At 73.0% G+C, this 17900-nt stretch carries 15 protein-coding genes and 1 pseudogene; 4 read left to right on the top strand and 12 right to left on the bottom strand.

Annotated features, from left to right (window positions below; genetic code table 11):
* Window positions 1-145: 145 nt before the first annotated feature.
* On the bottom strand, window positions 146-1924 hold the full coding sequence (locus L6E17_RS12470; RefSeq protein ID WP_236240816.1) for a glycoside hydrolase family 6 protein: 1779 nt from the start codon (window positions 1922-1924) through the stop codon (window positions 146-148).
* A gap of 746 nt (window positions 1925-2670) precedes the next feature.
* Here L6E17_RS12470 and L6E17_RS12465 point away from each other — a divergent pair.
* Together L6E17_RS12465 and L6E17_RS12460 are read left to right on the top strand one after the other, a co-directional pair.
* Complete coding sequence (locus L6E17_RS12465) at window positions 2671-5607, top strand: glycoside hydrolase family 48 protein (protein WP_236240815.1); 2937 nt, start codon at window positions 2671-2673, stop codon at window positions 5605-5607.
* Window positions 5608-5712: 105 nt separating this feature from the next.
* Window positions 5713-8403: a cellulose binding domain-containing protein gene (locus tag L6E17_RS12460; RefSeq protein WP_236240814.1), complete on the top strand. Its 2691-nt coding sequence runs from the start codon at window positions 5713-5715 to the stop codon at window positions 8401-8403.
* Here the strand turns inward: L6E17_RS12460 and L6E17_RS12455 are convergent, their stop codons facing one another.
* The 11 genes and pseudogenes from L6E17_RS12455 to L6E17_RS12410 form a co-directional block, all read right to left on the bottom strand.
* Complete coding sequence (locus L6E17_RS12455; protein ID WP_236240813.1) at window positions 8404-10275, bottom strand: rhamnogalacturonan lyase; 1872 nt, start codon at window positions 10273-10275, stop codon at window positions 8404-8406.
* Between the two features lie 81 nt (window positions 10276-10356).
* Entirely contained in the window at window positions 10357-11286 is a 930-nt protein-coding gene (locus L6E17_RS12450; RefSeq protein WP_236240812.1) for a peptidoglycan-binding protein, read from the bottom strand.
* A gap of 547 nt (window positions 11287-11833) precedes the next feature.
* Window positions 11834-11965: a hypothetical protein gene (locus L6E17_RS30505; protein WP_264296598.1), complete on the bottom strand. Its 132-nt coding sequence runs from the start codon at window positions 11963-11965 to the stop codon at window positions 11834-11836.
* A 24-nt stretch (window positions 11966-11989) separates the two neighbouring features.
* Window positions 11990-12199: a hypothetical protein gene (locus L6E17_RS30965; protein WP_308315869.1), complete on the bottom strand. Its 210-nt coding sequence runs from the start codon at window positions 12197-12199 to the stop codon at window positions 11990-11992.
* Between the two features lie 730 nt (window positions 12200-12929).
* Window positions 12930-13136 carry a hypothetical protein gene (locus L6E17_RS12440; RefSeq protein ID WP_236240811.1) on the bottom strand — a complete coding sequence of 69 codons (207 nt, stop codon included), beginning with the start codon at window positions 13134-13136 and terminating at the stop codon, window positions 12930-12932.
* Window positions 13133-13351, bottom strand: a complete 219-nt coding sequence (locus L6E17_RS12435) for a hypothetical protein (RefSeq protein WP_236240810.1) — start codon at window positions 13349-13351, stop codon at window positions 13133-13135. The genes L6E17_RS12440 and L6E17_RS12435 overlap by 4 nt, the downstream gene beginning before the upstream one ends.
* A 138-nt stretch (window positions 13352-13489) precedes the next feature.
* Window positions 13490-14338: pseudogene (locus L6E17_RS12430) on the bottom strand (helix-turn-helix domain-containing protein).
* Complete coding sequence (locus L6E17_RS12425) at window positions 14335-15075, bottom strand: DUF6879 family protein (protein WP_236240809.1); 741 nt, start codon at window positions 15073-15075, stop codon at window positions 14335-14337. Before L6E17_RS12425 ends, L6E17_RS12430 begins: the two are co-directional and overlap by 4 nt.
* A 298-nt stretch (window positions 15076-15373) precedes the next feature.
* Window positions 15374-15661, bottom strand: a complete 288-nt coding sequence (locus L6E17_RS12420) for a hypothetical protein (protein ID WP_236240808.1) — start codon at window positions 15659-15661, stop codon at window positions 15374-15376.
* A gap of 104 nt (window positions 15662-15765) precedes the next feature.
* Window positions 15766-15945 carry a hypothetical protein gene (locus tag L6E17_RS12415; protein WP_236240807.1) on the bottom strand — a complete coding sequence of 60 codons (180 nt, stop codon included), beginning with the start codon at window positions 15943-15945 and terminating at the stop codon, window positions 15766-15768.
* Window positions 15942-16133: a hypothetical protein gene (locus L6E17_RS12410; protein WP_236240806.1), complete on the bottom strand. Its 192-nt coding sequence runs from the start codon at window positions 16131-16133 to the stop codon at window positions 15942-15944. The genes L6E17_RS12415 and L6E17_RS12410 overlap by 4 nt, the downstream gene beginning before the upstream one ends.
* A 320-nt stretch (window positions 16134-16453) precedes the next feature.
* On the opposite strand from L6E17_RS12410, the gene L6E17_RS12405 reads away from it, so the two are divergent.
* Complete coding sequence (locus tag L6E17_RS12405; RefSeq protein ID WP_236240805.1) at window positions 16454-17224, top strand: helix-turn-helix transcriptional regulator; 771 nt, start codon at window positions 16454-16456, stop codon at window positions 17222-17224.
* 16 nt (window positions 17225-17240) lie between these two features.
* Window positions 17241-17822 carry a class IV adenylate cyclase gene (cyaB, locus tag L6E17_RS12400; protein WP_236240804.1) on the top strand — a complete coding sequence of 194 codons (582 nt, stop codon included), beginning with the start codon at window positions 17241-17243 and terminating at the stop codon, window positions 17820-17822.
* Window positions 17823-17900 lie beyond the last annotated feature (78 nt).

The following is a 17900-nucleotide window of genomic DNA, read 5'->3' as shown; positions in this document are numbered from 1 at the left end:
GCCGCCGCGCCCACCCGCGCCCCGCCCCTGCCGCGTAGGCGGACGCAGGCAGGCGGGGCCGGGGCGCGCGTGGGGCGAGCCCCGCGCCCGGCGCGGACTGGCGCCGGGGGCGGGGGCTCGCTGGGGGAAGGAGCTGCTGTGCGGCTCAGACCGCCGGGTGGGCGTTCCTCATCAGCTCCTGGAACTGGGCGGAGAACCAGTGGCCCGAGACGGGGGCCTCGGGCAGGGCCCCCGACATGTTGTGGTTGTTCCTGGGGTTGCCGGTGTAGGTGGGGTCGCACATGCGGTCGAAGCCCTTGCCCTCGTCGTTCGGGATCGACTTGCTCGCCCCGTCCGACTCACCCGGCGGCTTCATCCACACGTACGCGTCGATGCCCGGCTCCGGGGCGGCCTGCGGGCGTTCGCCGAGGCCCGCACCGGCCTGGTTGCACCAGTTGCCGGTGTTGAAGCGGCGGTCGTAGCGCCCGCCGTCCACGTACGTGTCGACGTTCGTCGTCGCGCCCGGGCCGCTCGGGCGGTTCGCGCCGCCCCACCCGTTGCGGGACGTGTCGATGAGCATGCCGATGCCGGCGTCGAAGCCGATCCGGACCAGCTCGTCGCGCATGGCCTGGGCGTAGGACAGCTCGTCGGTGTACCGGTTCCAGTCGACCCACTTCGACTGGCGGACCGACGTGCCGTTCACGGTGTCGTCGATCGTGAAGTGGTCCTCCTTCAGCGCGCTGTAGTTGGCCGTGTTGACGATGAAGCCGTGGACCTTGGAGACCGTCGAGCCCTCGGCCGTCGCCGCCTCCTTGAAGATCTGCGCCGACGGGCCGAAGTTGTCGTCCCAGCCCAGCCAGCCGTGGTGGCCCGCGTCCACGTAGTTGTACACGTTGGGGACGGCGCCCAGCTTGTTCAGGGCGTAGCCGACGCCCTTCACGTAGTTGCCGTTCGCCTTCATCACGTCGCAGTTGGGGGTGGCGGTGGCGCGCGGGGTCACGTTCGTGACGAGGTTCGGGAGGCTGTCGAGCTCGACCGTGGTGACGATCCGCAGACCCGCGTACTTGGGGTCGCCGAGGATCGCCGCGATCGGGTCGATGTACTCCGCCTTGTACCGGTCGATCTCGTTCGCGCCCAGCTCGCCGTTGGAGGCGAGGGCGGCGCAGTCGCGGCCGGGCAGGTTGTAGATCACCAGCTGGATGGTGAGTTCGCCGTCGCCCTTCTGGCGCAGCGCCTCGTCCAGGTGCGCGCGCAGGCCCATCTTGCCGTTGGCGCCCGCGATGGCGGCGGTGCGGTCCAGCCAGACACCGGTCGGCTGGTCGGCGATCCTGCTGCCGCCGGGTTCGGCCCGGGCGTTGTCGGCCCACTCCGGGTTCACGTAGACCTTCGCGCCGACGTACGGGTTGTCGACCTTGCTGCCGGTCGGCGGCGGGTCGGTCGGCGGGTCGGTGGGGTCGGTCGGCGGGTCCGTCGGGTCGGTCGGCGGGTCCGTCGGGTCCGTGCCGTCCTCGTTGCAGGTGACGCCGTTCAGGGTGAAGGTGCCGGGCACGTCGTTGGTGCCGCTGTACGACGCGTTGAAGCCGAACGACGTGGAGGCGCCCGTCCCGAGGCTGCCGTTCCACGAGGCGTTCTTCGCGGTCACGGCGGCGCCGGACTGGGTGATGCCGGCGTTCCAGCCCTGCTGCACCCGCTGGTTGCCGCCGTACGTCCACTCCAGCGTCCAGCCGTTCAGGGCGTCACCGGTGTTGGTGACGGTGACGTCGGCACCGAAGCCGGTGTCCCACTGGTTGGTGATCCGGTATTCGACGGTGCAGCCGGGGGCGGCGGCTCCGGCGGGGGTGGTCAGCGCGGTGGCGGTGGCGCCGGCGGTCGCGAGGAGGGTGCAGGCGGCCAGCAGGGCGGTTCTGCGGCGCCCGGCCGGTGTGGGGGTTGCGGTGCGGCTCATGAGGATGGGGGTTCCTTTCCGAGGTGGCGTGGTGCTGTTCCGCTGGTCTCGTGCGGTTCAGGAGGAACCGGCCGCGGGCGTCGCCGGCCGCGGGCCGTGGTGCGTGCGCCGGCCGTCGGGCCTGCCCGGCGGCGTGCCGCCGTACGCGTCCCGAGGGGCCGGCCCATGGCGCGGCGGCCCGTGCGGGGCGGGTGCGGAGGGGTGCCCGGCACGCCCGCCGGGGCCGCGCCGCGCACCTGCCGCCCGGCACGGGGGCAGGCTGCGGCCGCCGAGGAGGAGGGGCCGGTGCGGCGCGTCCCGGGGCGGGACGGGTCCGGGTCGTCCGGGCCGCGGGCGGGCACGGGTGGCCCGGGCGGCGCGGCGTGCACGGCTGACACGGGCCACGGGAACCGGTGCGGGTTCCCGGAGCGGCGCGGCGTGCACGGTCGGCAGCGAGCAGGGGTGTTCGCGGACCGACACGGGCGGAAACGGCGAACGCGTAGGTGTCGCATGGAGCGACTCCTTCCAGCATGGGCGCGTACCTGACAACGTGCCCTACCGAATGGAAGCGCTCCCACTGGTCGACGCCGACCGTAGCGCCATCCCGCCGTCAAGCAACAGAGGGCGGGGCGGACTTTCTCGTCGAACCACTTCGACTCTTCAAGGACCTTGACCCCGCCCGTCCCCCTCCTCATAGTGGGAGCGCTCCCACTGGTTCAAGGCTTGTCATCCTCACCTCTCACGAGAGCCGCTAGGAGAGACACCCCATGTCGCCAGGACCACGGACGGGTCCGGGCAGGCGCCGGCGCAGACGGGCGGGAACAGCCCTCGCCGCCGCCGCACTCGCCCTCCCCCTCGGCGCCGCCGGCGCCGTCAGCTCCCCCGCTCCCGCACGGGCGGCCGCCGCCGTGCAGTGCAGCGTCGACTACACGACCAACGACTGGGGCTCCGGCTACACCGCCGAGCTCACCCTCACCAACCGGGGCACCGACCCCCTCCAGGGCTGGACCCTCCGCTACGACCAGCCCGGCAACCAGCAGCTGACCAGCGGCTGGAGCGGCGTCTGGTCCCAGTCGGGGAAGACCGTCACCGTCACCAACGCGAGCTGGAACGGCACGGTCGCCGCGGGCGCGGCCGTCACCACGGGCGCCCAGTTCACCTACAGCGGCAGCAACGCCGCCCCCACCGCCTTCACCGTCAACGGCACCGTCTGCGCGGGCGCCCACCAGCCGCCCATCGCCGTGCTGACCAGCCCCGAGGCGGGCGCCGCCTTCAGCGCCGGCGACCCGGTCCCCCTGGCCGCCACCGCCGCGGCCGCCGACGGAGCCGCCGTCACCAAGGTCGAGTTCTACAGCGACACGACCCTGCTCGGCACGGACACCACGTCCCCGTACACCCTCGCCGCCACCGGCCTGGCCGCCGGCTCCCACTCCCTCTACGCCAAGGCGTACGACAGCCAGGGCGCCGCCGCCGAGTCCGCACCCGTCGGCATCACCGTCGCCGCGGGCCCCGCCCTCGTCGCGACACCGGCGCAACTGCCGGTCCGCCAGGGCGAATCGGCGTCCTTCGCGGTGAAGCTCTCCACCCGGCCGTCCGCGGACGTCACGGTGAGCGTGGCCCGCACCTCCGGCAACACCGCCCTGACCGCGGCCCCGGCCGGCCTCACGTTCACCCCGGCGGACTGGGACACCGCCCAGCAGGTCACCGTCACGGCCGCCGAGACCGGCACCGGCTCCGCCGTCTTCACGGTGACCGCCCCGGGCCACTCCGCGGCCGAGGTCACCGCCACGCAGCTCGCCGCCGGCTCCGCGTACGACGAGCGGTTCCTGGCCATGCACGCCAAGATCACCGACCCGGCGAACGGCTACTTCTCGCCCGAGGGCATCCCGTACCACTCCGTGGAGACCCTCATCGTCGAGGCCCCCGACCACGGGCACGAGACGACGTCGGAGGCGTACAGCTACCTGATCTGGCTGGAGGCGATGTACGGCAGGATCACCGGCGACTGGTCCCGGTTCAACGCGTCGTGGGACACCATGGAGCAGTACATGATCCCCACGCCCGCCGACCAGCCGACCAACGACAAGTACAACGCCTCCGCCCCCGCCACGTACGCCCCCGAGCTGGACGACCCGTCCGACTACCCCGCCCGGCTCGACGGGCAGGTCCGCTCCGGCGCCGACCCCCTCGCCGGCGAACTGCGCAGCGCGTACGGCACGGACGACGTCTACGGCATGCACTGGCTCCAGGACGTCGACAACGTCTACGGCTTCGGCAACGAGCCCGGCACGTGCTCCGCCGGACCGGCCGCCACGGGACCGTCGTACATCAACACCTTCCAGCGCGGCCCGCAGGAGTCCGTCTGGGAGACCGTCACCCACCCGACCTGCGACGACTTCGAGTTCGGCGGACCCAACGGCTACCTGGACCTGTTCACGGGCGACAGCTCCTACGCCAAGCAGTGGAAGTTCACCAACGCGCCCGACGCCGACGCCCGCGCCGTGCAGGCCGCCTACTGGGCCGACCTGTGGGCCAAGGACCAGGGCAAGGGCGGCGAGGTCGCCGGCACCGTCGCCAAGGCCGCGAAGATGGGCGACTACCTGCGCTACTCCCTCTTCGACAAGTACTTCAAGAAGGCCGGCAACTGCGTCGGCCCGGCCGCCTGCCCCGCCGGCACCGGCAAGGACAGCGCCCACTACCTGATGTCCTGGTACTACGCCTGGGGCGGCGCCACCGACACCAGCGCCGGCTGGGCCTGGCGCATCGGCTCCAGCCACGCCCACAGCGGCTACCAGAACCCGCTGGCCGCGTACGCGCTCAGCTCGTACGCGCCCCTGAAGCCCAAGTCCCCGACCGCCGCCCAGGACTGGGCGACCAGCCTCAAGCGGCAGATCGAGTTCTACCGCTGGCTGCAGTCCGCCGAAGGCGGCATCGCGGGCGGCGCCACCAACAGCTGGCAGGGCCGGTACGCCACCCCGCCGGCGGGCACGCCCACCTTCCACGGCCTCTTCTACGACGAGAAGCCGGTCTACCACGACCCACCGTCCAACCAGTGGTTCGGCTTCCAGGCGTGGTCCATGGAGCGCGTCGCCGAGTACTACCACCAGACCGGCGACGCCCTCGCCGAGGAGGTCCTCGGCAAATGGGTCGACTGGGCGGTCGGCGAGACCACGATCAACCCTGACGGCACCTTCCGCTTCCCGTCCACCCTCCGCTGGACCGGCGCCCCCGACACCTGGAACCCGTCCGCCCCGGGCGCCAACGCCGGCCTGCACGTCACCGTCGCCGACTACACCAACGACGTCGGCGTGGCCGCCGCGTACGCCAAGACGCTGACGTACTACGCCGCCAGGTCCGGCGACGCCGACGCCGAGCGGGTCGCGAAGGCCCTCCTCGACGGCATGTGGGAGCACCACCAGGACCCGCTGGGCATCGCCGTCCCGGAGACCCGCGCCGACTACGAGCGGTTCGACGACCCGGTGTACGTGCCCGGCGGCTGGACCGGCACGATGCCGAACGGCGACCGCGTCGACTCCTCGGCCACGTTCCTCTCGATCCGCTCCTTCTACCAGGACGACCCGGCGTGGTCGAAGGTCGAGAGCTACCTGAAGGGCGGCGCCGCGCCCGTCTTCACGTACCACCGCTTCTGGGCCCAGGCGGACATCGCCCTGGCCATGGGCTCGTACGCGGAGCTCCTCGAATAGCCCCAGCCCCGCGGCTCCGCGTACGTACACGAGCCGGGCGGGCCGCGCCCCCGCGCGTCCCGCCCGGCTCCTCCGCATCCCCGCACCACCGGAGGAACCACCCGCATGAGACGACACCTGCTCGCGGGGCTGGCCGTGACGGCGGCCCTGCTGACGGCCGGCCCGCCACCCGCCCAGGCCGACCCCGCCCGGCCCGCCGCGGCGGCCGCGGCCGACACCTACACCTGGAAGAACGTCCGCATCGACGGCGGCGGCTTCGTCCCCGGCATCGTCTTCAACCGCGCCGAGAAGGACCTCGCCTACGCCCGCACCGACATCGGCGGCGCCTACCGCTGGGAGCAGTCCACCAGGACGTGGACGCCGCTGCTCGACCACATCGGCTGGGACGACTGGGGCCACACCGGCGTCGCGAGCCTCGCCACCGACTCCGTCGACCCCGACAGGGTGTACGCCGCCGTCGGCACCTACACCAACGACTGGGACCCCGGCAACGGCGCGGTGCTGCGCTCCGCCGACCGCGGCGCCACCTGGGAGAAGACCGACCTGCCGTTCAAGCTCGGCGGCAACATGCCGGGCCGCGGCATGGGCGAGCGCCTCGCGATCGACCCGCACCGCAACAGCGTCCTGTACCTGGGCGCGCCCAGCGGCCACGGCCTGTGGCGCTCCACGGACTCCGGGGCCACCTGGTCGGAGGTCGAGTCCTTCCCGAACCCCGGGAACTACGCCCAGGACCCGTCCGACACCAGCGGCTACGGCTCCGACAACCAGGGCGTCGTCTGGGTCGTCTTCGACGAGACGACCGGCAGCGCCGGGCAGGCCACCGGCACCCTCTACGTGGGCGTGGCGGACAAGGACGACGCCGTCTACCGCTCCACCGACGCCGGCGCCACCTGGACCCGGCTCCCCGGCCAGCCGACGGGCTTCCTCCCCCACAAGGGCGTCCTCGACGCCGAGAACGGCCACCTGTACCTCGCGTACAGCGACACGGGCGGCCCGTACGACGGCGGCGACGGCGCGGTGTGGCGCTACGGGACGGCCACCGGCACGTGGAAGGACATCACCCCGGACGCCGAGCCCTCCTACGGCTTCAGCGGCCTGAGCGCGGACCGGCAGGACCCCGGCACGGTGATGGTCAGCGGCTACAGCTCCTGGTGGCCCGACACGCAGATCTTCCGCACCACGGACAGCGGCGAGACCTGGACCAGGGCGTGGGAGTTCGCGCCCTACCCGGAGCGGGACAACCGCTACCGCATGGACGTGTCGTCGTCCCCGTGGCTGACCTGGGGTGCGAACCCGTCCCCGCCCGAGCAGACCCCGAAGCTCGGCTGGATGACGGAGGCGCTGGAGATCGACCCCTTCGACTCGGACCGCATGATGTACGGCACCGGGGCCACGATCTACGGCACGGAGGACCTCACCCGCTGGGACGAGGGCGCCGACATCACCATCAAGCCGATGGTGCGGGGCCTGGAGGAGACCGCCGTCAACGACCTGGTCTCCCCGCCTGCCGGCGCCCCCCTGATCAGCGGCCTCGGCGACATCGGGGGCTTCCGCCACACGGACCTGGCCGAGGTCCCGCCGATGATCTTCACCCAGCCGGTCTTCACCAACACGACGAGCCTGGACTACGCCGAGAAGGCCCCGGACACGGTGGTGCGCGCCGGCCGCAACGACACGGGCCCCCGCATCGCCTTCTCCACGGACAACGGCGCGAACTGGTTCGCCGGGCAGGAGCCCGCCGGCGTCTCCGGCGGCGGCACGGTGGCCGCGGCGGCGGACGGCAGCCGCTTCGTGTGGAGCCCCGAGGGCGCGGGCGTGCACACGACGACCGGCTTCGGCACCTCGTGGACGGCGTCCCGGGGCGTCCCGGCGGGCGCGGTGGTCGAGTCCGACCGGGTGGACCCGCTGAAGTTCTACGCCTTCAAGGACGGCACCTTCCACGTCAGCACGGACGGCGGCGCCACCTTCACGGCGTCCGCGGCGACCGGCCTGCCCGCGTCCGGCAACGTCCGCTTCAAGGCGGCCCCCGGCCGGGAGGGCGACATCTGGCTGGCGGGCGGCGAACCGGACGGCACGTACGGCCTGTGGCGCTCGAAGGACTCGGGCGCGACCTTCGACCGGGTCGCCTCGGTCGGCGAGGCCGACACGATCGGCTTCGGCAAGGCCGCGCCCGGCGCGTCGTACGACACGCTCTACACCAGCGCGGAGGTCGGCGGGGTGCGCGGCATCTTCCGCTCCACGGACGAGGGCGCCACCTGGACCCGTATCAACGACGACGCCCACCAGTGGGGCTGGACGGGCGCCGCGATCACCGGCGACCCGAGGGTCTACGGCCGGGTGTACGTGTCGACGAACGGCCGCGGCATCGTCTACGGCGACACGTCGGACCCCGGGACCGACCCCACGGACCCCACCGACCCCACCGACCCGACCGACCCGACCGACCCCACGGAGCCCACCGACCCGCCCGCGGCCTGCGAGGCCGTGTACAAGGTGACGAACCAGTGGCAGGGCGGCTTCCAGGCGGACGTGACGGTCGTGAACACGTCCGATGAGACCTGGAACGGCTGGCAGGCCGGCTGGGCGTTCCCGGACGGCCAGCGCGTCACACAGGGCTGGAACGGCGCCTTCACCCAGGCGGGCGCGGACGTGACCGTCGCCAACGCCTCCTGGAACGGCACGGTCCGGCCGGGCGGCACCGTCGGCTTCGGCTTCACGGGCACGTGGCCGGAGGCCAACACGCCCCCGACCACGCTCACTCTGAACGGCACCCCCTGCGCGACGGCGGCGCCGTAGTCACGGGGTGGACACCCGGGGCCGGGGTGCCGTGCGCATCCCGGCCCCGATGTGGAACGACGGGTGCGGCGGCTGGTTGTAGCCGGTGTTCTGCCACGCCAGACCCGTCCGGTACATCGTGTCGTGCAGCAGGGTCGTGATCCGCGTCCCGGTCAGGTGCGGCGTGGAGTAGATCCGCAGGTTCCGGTTGTCCGCGGTCCGCCACACGACTTCCTCCCGCCAGTCGCCGAGGATGTCCCCGGACAGCGCGGGCGTCGCCTTCGTCCCGTTGTTGGACGCGACCGAGGCCCCCGTCAGCAGCCGGGTGTCCCCGCCGGGCCCGTACTTGTCGACCCGGGTCCCGTCGAGCAGCTCCCGCGACGGGTCCCCGTCCCACCACGCGAGGAAGTTGGCGGACGACGGCTTGCGCCCCTTCGCCGCGCCGCCCGCGTCGCGGACCGACCCGTCGGCGGAGGACCACACCTCGGCCCCGGCGCTGCCGTCCCAGACGTCCCCGGCGACCCCGCGCCCGTTGTCGCAGCAGGGGGCGAGCCGCCACCGGACGGCCCCGTCCGCCGGGTCCAGGTACAGCGCGGCGGGCTGCGACGCGGACTCCGACACCTTGAAGTACTCCAGCCCCGGCGTGCCCGGGTCCAGGTCCCCCAGGTGCTGGGCGTCGCCGTGCCCGGTGCGGGCCGTCCACAGCCCGCGCCCGTCGTCGTCGACGGCCATGGACCCGTACACGACCTCGTCCCGCCCGTCGCCGTCGACGTCCCCGACGGACAGGCTGTGCGACCCCTGCCCGTCGTACCCCCTCCCCGCGTTGGTGGAGGAGTCCGTGTCGAACGTCCACCGCCGGGTGAACCGCCCGTCCCGCCAGTCCCAGGCGGCGACGACGGTACGGGTGTAGTAGCCGCGCGCCATGACCAGCGAGGGCCGCACGCCGTCCAGGTACGCGGTCCCGGCGAGGAACCGGTCGACCCGGTTGCCGTAACCGTCGCCCCAGGACGCCACGTTCCCCCGGGCGGGCACGTAGTCGACGGTGCCGAGCGCGGCCCCGGTCCGGCCGTCGAACATGGTGAGGTACTCCGGCCCGGACAGCACGTACCCGCGGGAGTTGCGGTGGTCGGCGGCCCCGTTCCCGAGGACCGCCCCCCGCCCGTCCACGGTCCCGTCCGCGGTCTTCGCCGCGACCTCGGCGCGCCCGTCGCCGTCGTAGTCGTACACCTGGAACTGGGTGTAGTGCGCCCCGGACCGGATGTTCCGGCCGAGGTCGACCCGCCACAGCCGCGTCCCCTCCAGCGTGATGCCGTCGAGGACGGTGCTGCCCGTGTACCCGGCCTGCGAGTTGTCCTTGGCGTTGGTGGGCTGCCACTTGAGGACGAAGTCCAGGTCGCCGTCCCCGTCGAGGTCGCCCACCGACGCGTCGTTCGCCTCGTACGCGTACGCCACCCCGTCGGGGGTGGTGCCCCCGGCGGGCGGCGACAGCGGCACGTCCTTGTACCCGGCGCGGAACTGCACGGCGGGCGGGGAGTCGGCCTGCTCGACGCCGCCGACGACGGCACGGACGGTGTAGCCGGCGTGGCCGGGCGCACCGGCGTGGAAGAAGTTGGTGGACCCGGTGACGGGTGAGGCGTTCACCTTCGTACCGGACCGGTAGACGTTGAAGGCGACGCCGTCCGGGTCGGTGGCCAGCCACCGCCAGCTCACGAGGTTGCCGGAGCCGGTGTGCACGCTGACGAGCCCCCGGTCGAGCCGCTCCGCCTGCCGCGGGGGAGCGGCAGCGGCGGCGGCGCCGGCCGAGGGCGCGGGGAGCCCGGTGACGGCGACCGCGACGGCGGCGGCCAGAGCCGCTCCGGCCGCGGACGCACGGCGTGTGCGCGGGTGACGCATGTGTCCTCCGGATGGGGGTGAGGGACGTTGCGTACGACAGTCGCCGCCACCCGCTCCGGGGTTGCCGCCCGGGCCCGCCCCTCAGGGCGTCACGTCGAAACCGCGGGCGCGGCCCAGGCGGGTCAGGGAGTCGCGGCCCGGGATGCCGTCGGCGGCGGCCCCGGTGTAGCCGCAGCGGCGCTGCCACGCCGCGTACGCCCGGACCGTCGCCGTGCCGAAGTGCCCGTCCGCGTACCGCCGGTCCAGCAGCCCCTCCGCGACCAGCGCGTCCTCCACGACCCGTACGCCCGCGTAGGACACCCGCGTACCGGACGACGGCGGGTCCTGCCGGGCGGCGGCCACCAGCCGGGACAGGTCCACCACCGGCCGCCCCGGCAGCCTGCCGAGCAGCCGCCGCAGCGACACCTCCCCGGGCACGCCGTCCGCGTCGCCGCCCGTGTAGCCGAGGGAACGCTGCCACGACGCGTAGTTGAGGGTGTCCGCATCCGACCACACCGGGCCGGGGCCCACCCGGTAGTGCTCCCCGTGACCGCGCTCGACGAGGGCCCGGCCGACCGCCGTCACGTGGTCGCCGCGCGCCCCGTACCCGTACACGAGCCCGTTGATCGTGGTCTGGTACCGGGCCACGGGCGGCGGCCCGGGCTCCCCCTCCCCACCGCCCGGCCGGGGGGCGCCCGCCCGCACCCACCGGTACAGCGGATCGCCCGGGCACGAGGTGGGGTGGCCGTCGCGGTGCCCGAGGACCTCGTCGCCCGCGTCCCCCTCGCGGCGCAGGTACGCGATGGCGTCCCGCAGCCCGCGCAGCAGCGCGTCGGGCGGCTCCGTCAGCCCCGACGAGCCGAGCAGCGCGCACACCGCGTAGTGCGCGCGGTTGAGCTCCGCGCTGCCGTTGGCCCCGCAGCGGCGGTGCGCGCCCCGCCCCTCGTACACGGTGCCGTGCTCGCACACGAGGAGGTTGTACGCCACGTCCACGTAGTTCTCACTGGTGTTCGCCAGGTGGGCGTCGCGCACCTTCCGCACGTAGGGTGTTCGCCAGGTGGGCGTCGCGCACCTTCCGCACGTGGACCTTCACCTTCCCCCCGGGTCGAGGCGAGGAGGCCGCCGGGCTGGTCGCGGGAGCGCCCCACTCCGAGCGCGGGACGAAGTCCATGAGGCCCTCCTTCAGGGCAGGGGAGAGCACCCGGCGGCGTGCGGCCGGGCAGCGGGGAACGGGGAGACAAGGGGATGAGGTGGGGGAGACAGGTGGGGGCGCAGCCGGGCCGTAGGCGCCGTTACGGGGCGGTGCGTACAGGAGTCGTGCCCGGTCAGGGCGGCGAAGACACCCCGCGGCCGCACCTGCCGGTGGCATCCGCACCCGCTCTCCGCGCCCCTCGGATGCCCCCGCACGCGCCCACCGCGCCACCGCGGGCCGCCCGCGGGACCGGAGTCACGTCCGGTGGCGGACCGCGTGGGTCAGGGGCGTGCTGCTGCGTGGCAGGGGCCCACGCCGCGTTGGACGGCACGGATCTGGTGCGGTAGGGCCCCGGCCGACCGCGGGACGTGCCGCCGGAGCGGTCGGTCAGCGCTTCGGCTGCGCCATGATGAAGCCGCGGGCCGGACGGGGTTCGCGCGGATCACGCGAGTCCGGCTGCTGGGCGCGCTTCCACGCCGCCACCAGGTGCGCGTACCGCGGGTCGATCCACTCCTTCATGCGGGTCACCTCCAGGGCGCCACGCTACGGCCACTCGGGCTTCGGCATCGGCCTGATGGCGCAGGACGGCGCGTGCTGGCACTGCGCCGCCACCGCGGCGAGACGCTCGTCGCCCGGTGCCGCCCACAGCTCTTCGTCCACGTCGAACCCGGCGGCGCGGATGCTCGCGCGGGTACGGTCGAGGATCTCGTGGTCGTAGTGGGTGGGGTCGTAGCCCGGGTAGTGGTGCACCATGCTCCCGAAGCGGGCGCACAGCTCGGCGTACGGGGCGGAGTGCAGCAGCAGGGCGCCACCCCTCGTCGACGATCCGTGACGGAGCCAGGGCCACGCCGGGGGTGCGGGCGCAGGTGACGACGAACTTGATGCGGAGTGCAGCCTCGGTGACGATCCGTGACGGAGCGGGCCACGCCGGGGTGCGGGCGCAGGTGACGACGAACTTGATGCCCTCCTCGGTGATCCGTTCGGCGAGGTCCTGCTGCATGCCGGGGTTGCTGTCGAGGACGGTCGCGACGACGTTCGGGAAGTGCTCGCTCAGGAGCGTGCGGGCGTCGAGTGTGGTACTCACGTGGTGCCTCCCGTTCTGGTGGATGGGGTGGTCGCCGGTGCGGCCGGAGGACCTGGCAGGGTGCCGGCCGCACCGGGTCGTGCACCCGCCGCCGCGGCCGCTGCCGGGCGCTGGCGGGCGGGGATCCAGCGGCAGCCCTACGGGCACCGCTGGTCGTACAGGGGTTGCCGGGGGCCGGGGCGACGCGGAGGAAGGCGGTCACGATCTCCCGGAACCCGGTGTGCCGGGTGCGGGCGGCGTGCCGGATCGCCCACAGGTCGGGGCCGAGCTGCTCATCGCTGGCCTCCGAACGCTCATGGCACGTGGTGCACTCGGTCTCCCGGACCGGCGAGCGCGGGGCACCCTCGCCGCGGTCGGCGCCGATGACCCACTCCGCCTCGCGGATGGCGCTGCGTACGGTCACGGCGCGCCCTCCCCGACGCAGCCGCGGCAGGCGCGGGGCGCCCACACGACCCGCACGCCGGGCGCGGGCCGGTGGCGCAGCCACCCCGGCGACACCGCGGCTCCCGGCGCGAGCGGCGCGCCGCAGAACGCGCAGTCCAGGCCGTACCGCTGGAGTGCGGTGAGCGCCCCGTACGCGGGCAGCGCCCCCGCGGCCGCGGTCACCGGCTGCTCCTCGCGGTGTGGCAGCGCAGGCAGACCCGCAACGGGAAGCGCCGCGGCAGCGGCCGGGCGGTGACGGCGGTCAGCTCGACGGCGCAGTCCGCGCACTGCCGGCCGCGGCGCTGCCGCTCGGTGAGCGGCGGAGGCTGCGGCGGCCCGGCGAGCGCGGGCGCGGCGAGCCACGTCGGGGGCGGGCCCACAGGCGGCGGGACGCTCATCGGGCGGTCACCTCTTGCGGATTCCTGCACTGAGACGGGTTGTGGGGTCATGACCAGGACCGTAGGGACTGCGATCGCCTGGAAGCCCCACGATTGCGCGCGATTGCGAACGCCCGGACGGTGTTTGCTGCCGGTTGCTCAACCGAGGTCGAGCGAGGCCCGCGCCCGGCCGATGAGACGGCGTGCCACTGTTCCGTACTCGGCGGACTCGGCGAGCCATTCCCAGGCCCGCTCGTACAACTGCACGTCCTCTGTACCCGTCAGCCAGAGCTCTTCGCTGATCGTCTCCACGATGACGAGCCGCTCATCGTAGATCCAGAACGCGTGGGGTGCCGTGCGGCGCAGCCGGGTTCCGAAGGGCAGCACGCCCAGCTCCACCCTTCGCTGGCCGACGAGGTTGTACAGCCGGTCCAACTGCTCCGCCATCACGTCTGCCGCGCAGGAGCGGTGGTAGAGGGCCGCCTCGCACAGCAGGAACCGGAACTGTTTGCCCGGGTCGTACAGCGCCTCCTGACGTCGCATCCGCGCCTCAACGGCAGCCTCGGTCGTAGGCGGAATGCCCCGGAACCTCGCGTTCGCATCGAAGATGGTCCGGGCGTACTCCGGAGTCTGGAACAGCCCCGGGACGCGTGACACCTCCAGGCCGCGGATCATCCGCGTGGACTCCATCTGGCGGACGGCGATCTCCTGTCGGCCGCGGTGCCCGGCAGCGAGCTGACGCCGCCGCGATCGGTGACGCTGCTTCATCTCCCATCCGGCTCGTAGCCTTTGGAGTTCCGCGTCGCTCTCCGGCAGGCCGCACGCCTGGGCCCACGCCGTCAGGTCGGCGGCCGTGGGGGTCTGCTTGCCGTTCTGGAGCCGGGAGACCTTCGACGGCTACCAGCCGAGTCTCGCCGCCAGGTCTTTGCCTTCCAGGCCCGCCTCGGCGCGCAGTTCGCGGAGCCGCGCGCCGAGCGCTGCGCGGGCCGTCTGGAAGTCGGTGCTCACATGCCTGAACGTACCCGCCGGGCGAAGTCTGCGGTACGCGTGGCGTAATGCCAGGCCGCGTCGCGCGCTTGGCACGCGGCGAGCACGTCAGCCGGGTCGTCCGTGACGTACACGCCGAGTGTGGTGTCTTCGTCGTCGAAGGCGAACCGTGCGACGACGCGTGAGTCGAAGAGCCAGAAGTCGTAGTCGGGCAGCCGCAACTGCTGTGCCTTCTGGCGGGTGAGGTTGCGGATGTCCTCTCCTGCGGCGACGTTGCTCGGCGCGCTGGCGAGGAGGAACTCCTGCCCCCGGGTCATGGGCTCGTCCACCAGGCGTACACGCTCGAACCGCTTGCCCTGAGCCGTCTGCGTCCGGACGTTCTCCCGCCACACGTTGTCGGGCTCGCGCGCGATGTCCTCACCGGCGAGGAAACGCTGCCACTTGGGGCTCCTGCGGTCTGAGGCGTAGCCGCGGCGGGTCTCCAGGCGCCATGCGGTGTGCCGGAACTCGCGGAACAGGTGCGTGATCGAGGAGAACGGCTGAAGTGCGGGCGCTTCGGTCCTCGGGGCGTACCGGGCGAGGAGGCTGCGCGGAACCCGGACGAAGGTCTCGGACGGCTTGACGTCCCGCAGCGCGGCGAGGTGCTCGGGGTCGGTCTCCCTTTCTCCCTGGACCAGGATCTTGTTGGTGCCTTCGATCTCGTACAGGGTGGGGCAGTCACCGTCGTCGCTGGTGGTGCCGATGAACCTGAGCCCCATGAAGCCCTCCTCAGATGGTGGTCGGACGACCAGAATGCGAGGGAGCGTGCGCCGGGATCGGCGGATTGCCACGAATTGCTGCCCGCTGTCGAAGGCCGCGGGTTGCTCGCAATCCCGGCCAGGACACAACCCCGGCGTCGTGCGGCCCGTCGGACGGGGGTGAGGTGGCCATGGGCCCGTGCAGGACCGCCGTGGTCGGGGGCCGCTCGGGGTGGTGAGCGCGGCTGATTCCTGGGGAGGTGGTGCGGTAGGGCCCCGGCCGGCCGGGGGGGGATGGATGCCGGCCGGGGCAGTCGGGTCACGTCCAGGCGGGTTCGAGGGCGCGGAGGTGCGCCGTACGCGCCTGCACGTAGGCGAAGAACCGGTCCGGGTCGGCGTCCAGGTGGGCGACGAGGTCGGCGTACACCTGCCGGGACGCCTCGTCGATCTCCCATCGGCACGCCCCGCACCGGTACCAGCCGGGCGCGCCGGGTACCGCGGGCAGGTGGCAGTGCGGGCAGTCCACCGCGGCTGCGGGGACCTCGGCGCGGAGCTGGGTGTTGCCGCACGTCCAGCACTGCCACGAGCCTCCCGCGGTCTGTGACATCTGGACGCCGCATCGGGGACACTGCATGAAGCCTCCTCGGGCAGGGGGGTGCCCCGCCCTGGGCAGCGGACCGGCCAAGGAAGCGGCCCGGGGCGGGGACGTGGTCAGCGGCCGGCTGGGCCGGTCGGGTAGGTGTGCGGCCGCGGGGCGGCCGGGGGCCGGCAGGTGGGGTGCCGGTAGGCGTCCGGGCGGGCGCCCGACGCGGAGAACCCCGGGATCACCACCGCCTCGCCCTCGATCAGCCGCCCGCAGTGCACGCACCAGCGGCGCACCGGATGGGTCACGGCCGGCCCCTCGCGTGGCAGGGGCAGGTGCAGCGGATCGAGAACAGAGGCCGCTCATCCGGCCGCGGCCGGTCGGTCGCGTACACGTCCTGCGGGTGGCACTGCCAGTGCTCCCCGAGCTCGCACTCGCCCGTCCGGCCCGCCCGCTCGGCGTCCGCCCGGATCTGCTCCAGTGTGCGCGCGGTCATCCGCTGCTCCTCGCGGCGCGGCAGCGGACGCAGACCCGTAGAGGGGAGCAGCGGGGCAGCGGCCGGGCGGTGGCGGCAGTGAGCACGATCGCGCAGTCCGCGCACTGTCGGCCGCGCTTCTGACGGGCTGTATGGGTGTTCATGAGGCCACCCTCCAACCACGGGGGGTGACCGCTCGATACCCGGACGGTAATCTCGCCGTGAGATGTGTTTCCATCCCAGCCTGGAGGGGCCCCTTGCCTTCGTTGCTCATCCCCCTTGAGCTGCCCCGGTGGGCATGGGAACGAGCAGAGGTGCGCCAGGCACTTCGAGCCCGCGATATGGCAGCAGTCTTCCGGTTCGTGCAGCAGTACACCGGGGCGAGCCAAGCCCGAATCGCCACAGCCGTCGACATGACTCAAGCCCGTGTCAACGAGATCCTCAACGGTCGTCGGCAGGTGACCCGGCTCGACGTCTACGAGCGGATCGCCGACGGACTCAAGGTCCCTGATGATGCCCGGCACCTTCTCGGTCTGGCCCCGAGCAGGGAGCCGGGCCGAGGGGGAGCGGCCTTCGACCTCGCGGCCTTCCCGGAAGTCGTGCGGGTGTACCCGGCACAGGCTTCGGCGGCCGACGAGATCCAACAGCAGGTCCGCGCGGCCTCCGAGCTGGACGTCCTGGCGGTCCGTGGACTTGGGCTCATCGGGTTGAACGACTCGCTCCTGCGGGCCTGTCTGCCTCGGGAGCGCGGCGGCCGCGGCACGCGGGTAAGGGTGCTGCTGCTCGACCCTGCGTCTCCGGCTGTCGTCCAGCGCGCCGCCGAGATCGGCGAGTCTCCGCGGTGCCTCTCCGACGGCGTCAGGCTGTCCGAGGGGCGACTGCGTGACCTGGCGGACGAAGGCTGTGATGTGCGGGTGTACCGATACGGCATGCTGCCGACCTGGCGCATCATCAGGGCAGACACCACTATGTTCGTCGGAGCCTTCGACAGTGGGTGGGAAGGTCACGAGTCCGCCATGTACAAGATCATGGAGACCCCGCATGGACCGCTCTTCCGAGGGTTCCGCCGGATGTTCGATGCGATCGCCGAGGGCGCCGACCGCACGGTGTGAGCCAGAGGGGAACGGGATGATCGAGGCGGAGCTGAAGGCCCGGGTGGATGCCCCTGAGGCCGTGATGAAGCAGTTGGACGACCTCGCCGCAGGCCGTGCCGAGGTGTACCAGGACACCTACTACGACGCCCCCGACGGGCGCTTGGAGGCCGGCGGCCAGGAGTTGCGTGTCCGCACGATCCGCAGCTCGGCAAGCACTCGCACGGTGCTTACGTTCAAGGGCGCCGTCGTCGATGAGGCGTCGGGGTCGAAGCCCGAGCACGAGACGAGCGTCGCTGATGCAGCGGCTGTCCAAGGAGTGCTGCTCGGGCTCGGTTACGTTCCCGTGATCAGCTTCGAGAAGCATTGCCGCAACTACGAGTTCCAGGCGGGCGGTCGGCGGATGCTGGCGACGCTGGTGCGGGTGCCCGAGATCGACGGCACGTTCTTGGAAGTGGAGACCCAGGCGGCCGATGACGAGGTCACTGACGCTCTCGAAGCGGTCAGAGCGGTGCTGGAGGGGCTCGGGATCGAGTCGGACGCTCTGACGCGTGAGCTGTACACGGAGGCGGTGCGCCACCGCCGCCTGCGGGACGGGCGCCACACTTCTTCTGGTTAGAGAGGCTCTAGGGGTACTGGGTCCGCTTTGCGCGCCGCTTCCGGGCGAGTGTGCCCGACGCGTACGCACCTTTAACGG

This window comes from Streptomyces sp. CC228A (genome assembly GCF_021390935.1).
Classification (GTDB): domain Bacteria; phylum Actinomycetota; class Actinomycetes; order Streptomycetales; family Streptomycetaceae; genus Streptomyces.
This window is presented reverse-complemented; position numbering and strand designations above follow the sequence as displayed.

Bases quoted from the DNA above. Each gene is read 5' to 3' on its own strand.
- L6E17_RS12470 (WP_236240816.1), bottom strand. From the start codon at position 1,924: ATGAGCCGCACCGCAACCCCCACACCGGCCGGGCGCCGCAGAACCGCC.
- L6E17_RS12465 (WP_236240815.1), top strand. From the start codon at position 2,671: ATGTCGCCAGGACCACGGACGGGTCCGGGCAGGCGCCGGCGCAGACGG.
- L6E17_RS12460 (WP_236240814.1), top strand. From the start codon at position 5,713: ATGAGACGACACCTGCTCGCGGGGCTGGCCGTGACGGCGGCCCTGCTG.
- L6E17_RS12455 (WP_236240813.1), bottom strand. From the start codon at position 10,275: ATGCGTCACCCGCGCACACGCCGTGCGTCCGCGGCCGGAGCGGCTCTG.
- L6E17_RS30505 (WP_264296598.1), bottom strand. From the start codon at position 11,965: ATGAAGGAGTGGATCGACCCGCGGTACGCGCACCTGGTGGCGGCGTGG.
- L6E17_RS30965 (WP_308315869.1), bottom strand. From the start codon at position 12,199: ATGGTGCACCACTACCCGGGCTACGACCCCACCCACTACGACCACGAG.
- L6E17_RS12435 (WP_236240810.1), bottom strand. From the start codon at position 13,351: ATGAGCGTCCCGCCGCCTGTGGGCCCGCCCCCGACGTGGCTCGCCGCG.
- L6E17_RS12425 (WP_236240809.1), bottom strand. From the start codon at position 15,075: ATGGGGCTCAGGTTCATCGGCACCACCAGCGACGACGGTGACTGCCCC.
- L6E17_RS12420 (WP_236240808.1), bottom strand. From the start codon at position 15,661: ATGTCACAGACCGCGGGAGGCTCGTGGCAGTGCTGGACGTGCGGCAAC.
- L6E17_RS12410 (WP_236240806.1), bottom strand. From the start codon at position 16,133: ATGACCGCGCGCACACTGGAGCAGATCCGGGCGGACGCCGAGCGGGCG.
- L6E17_RS12405 (WP_236240805.1), top strand. From the start codon at position 16,454: ATGGCAGCAGTCTTCCGGTTCGTGCAGCAGTACACCGGGGCGAGCCAA.
- cyaB (WP_236240804.1), top strand. From the start codon at position 17,241: ATGATCGAGGCGGAGCTGAAGGCCCGGGTGGATGCCCCTGAGGCCGTG.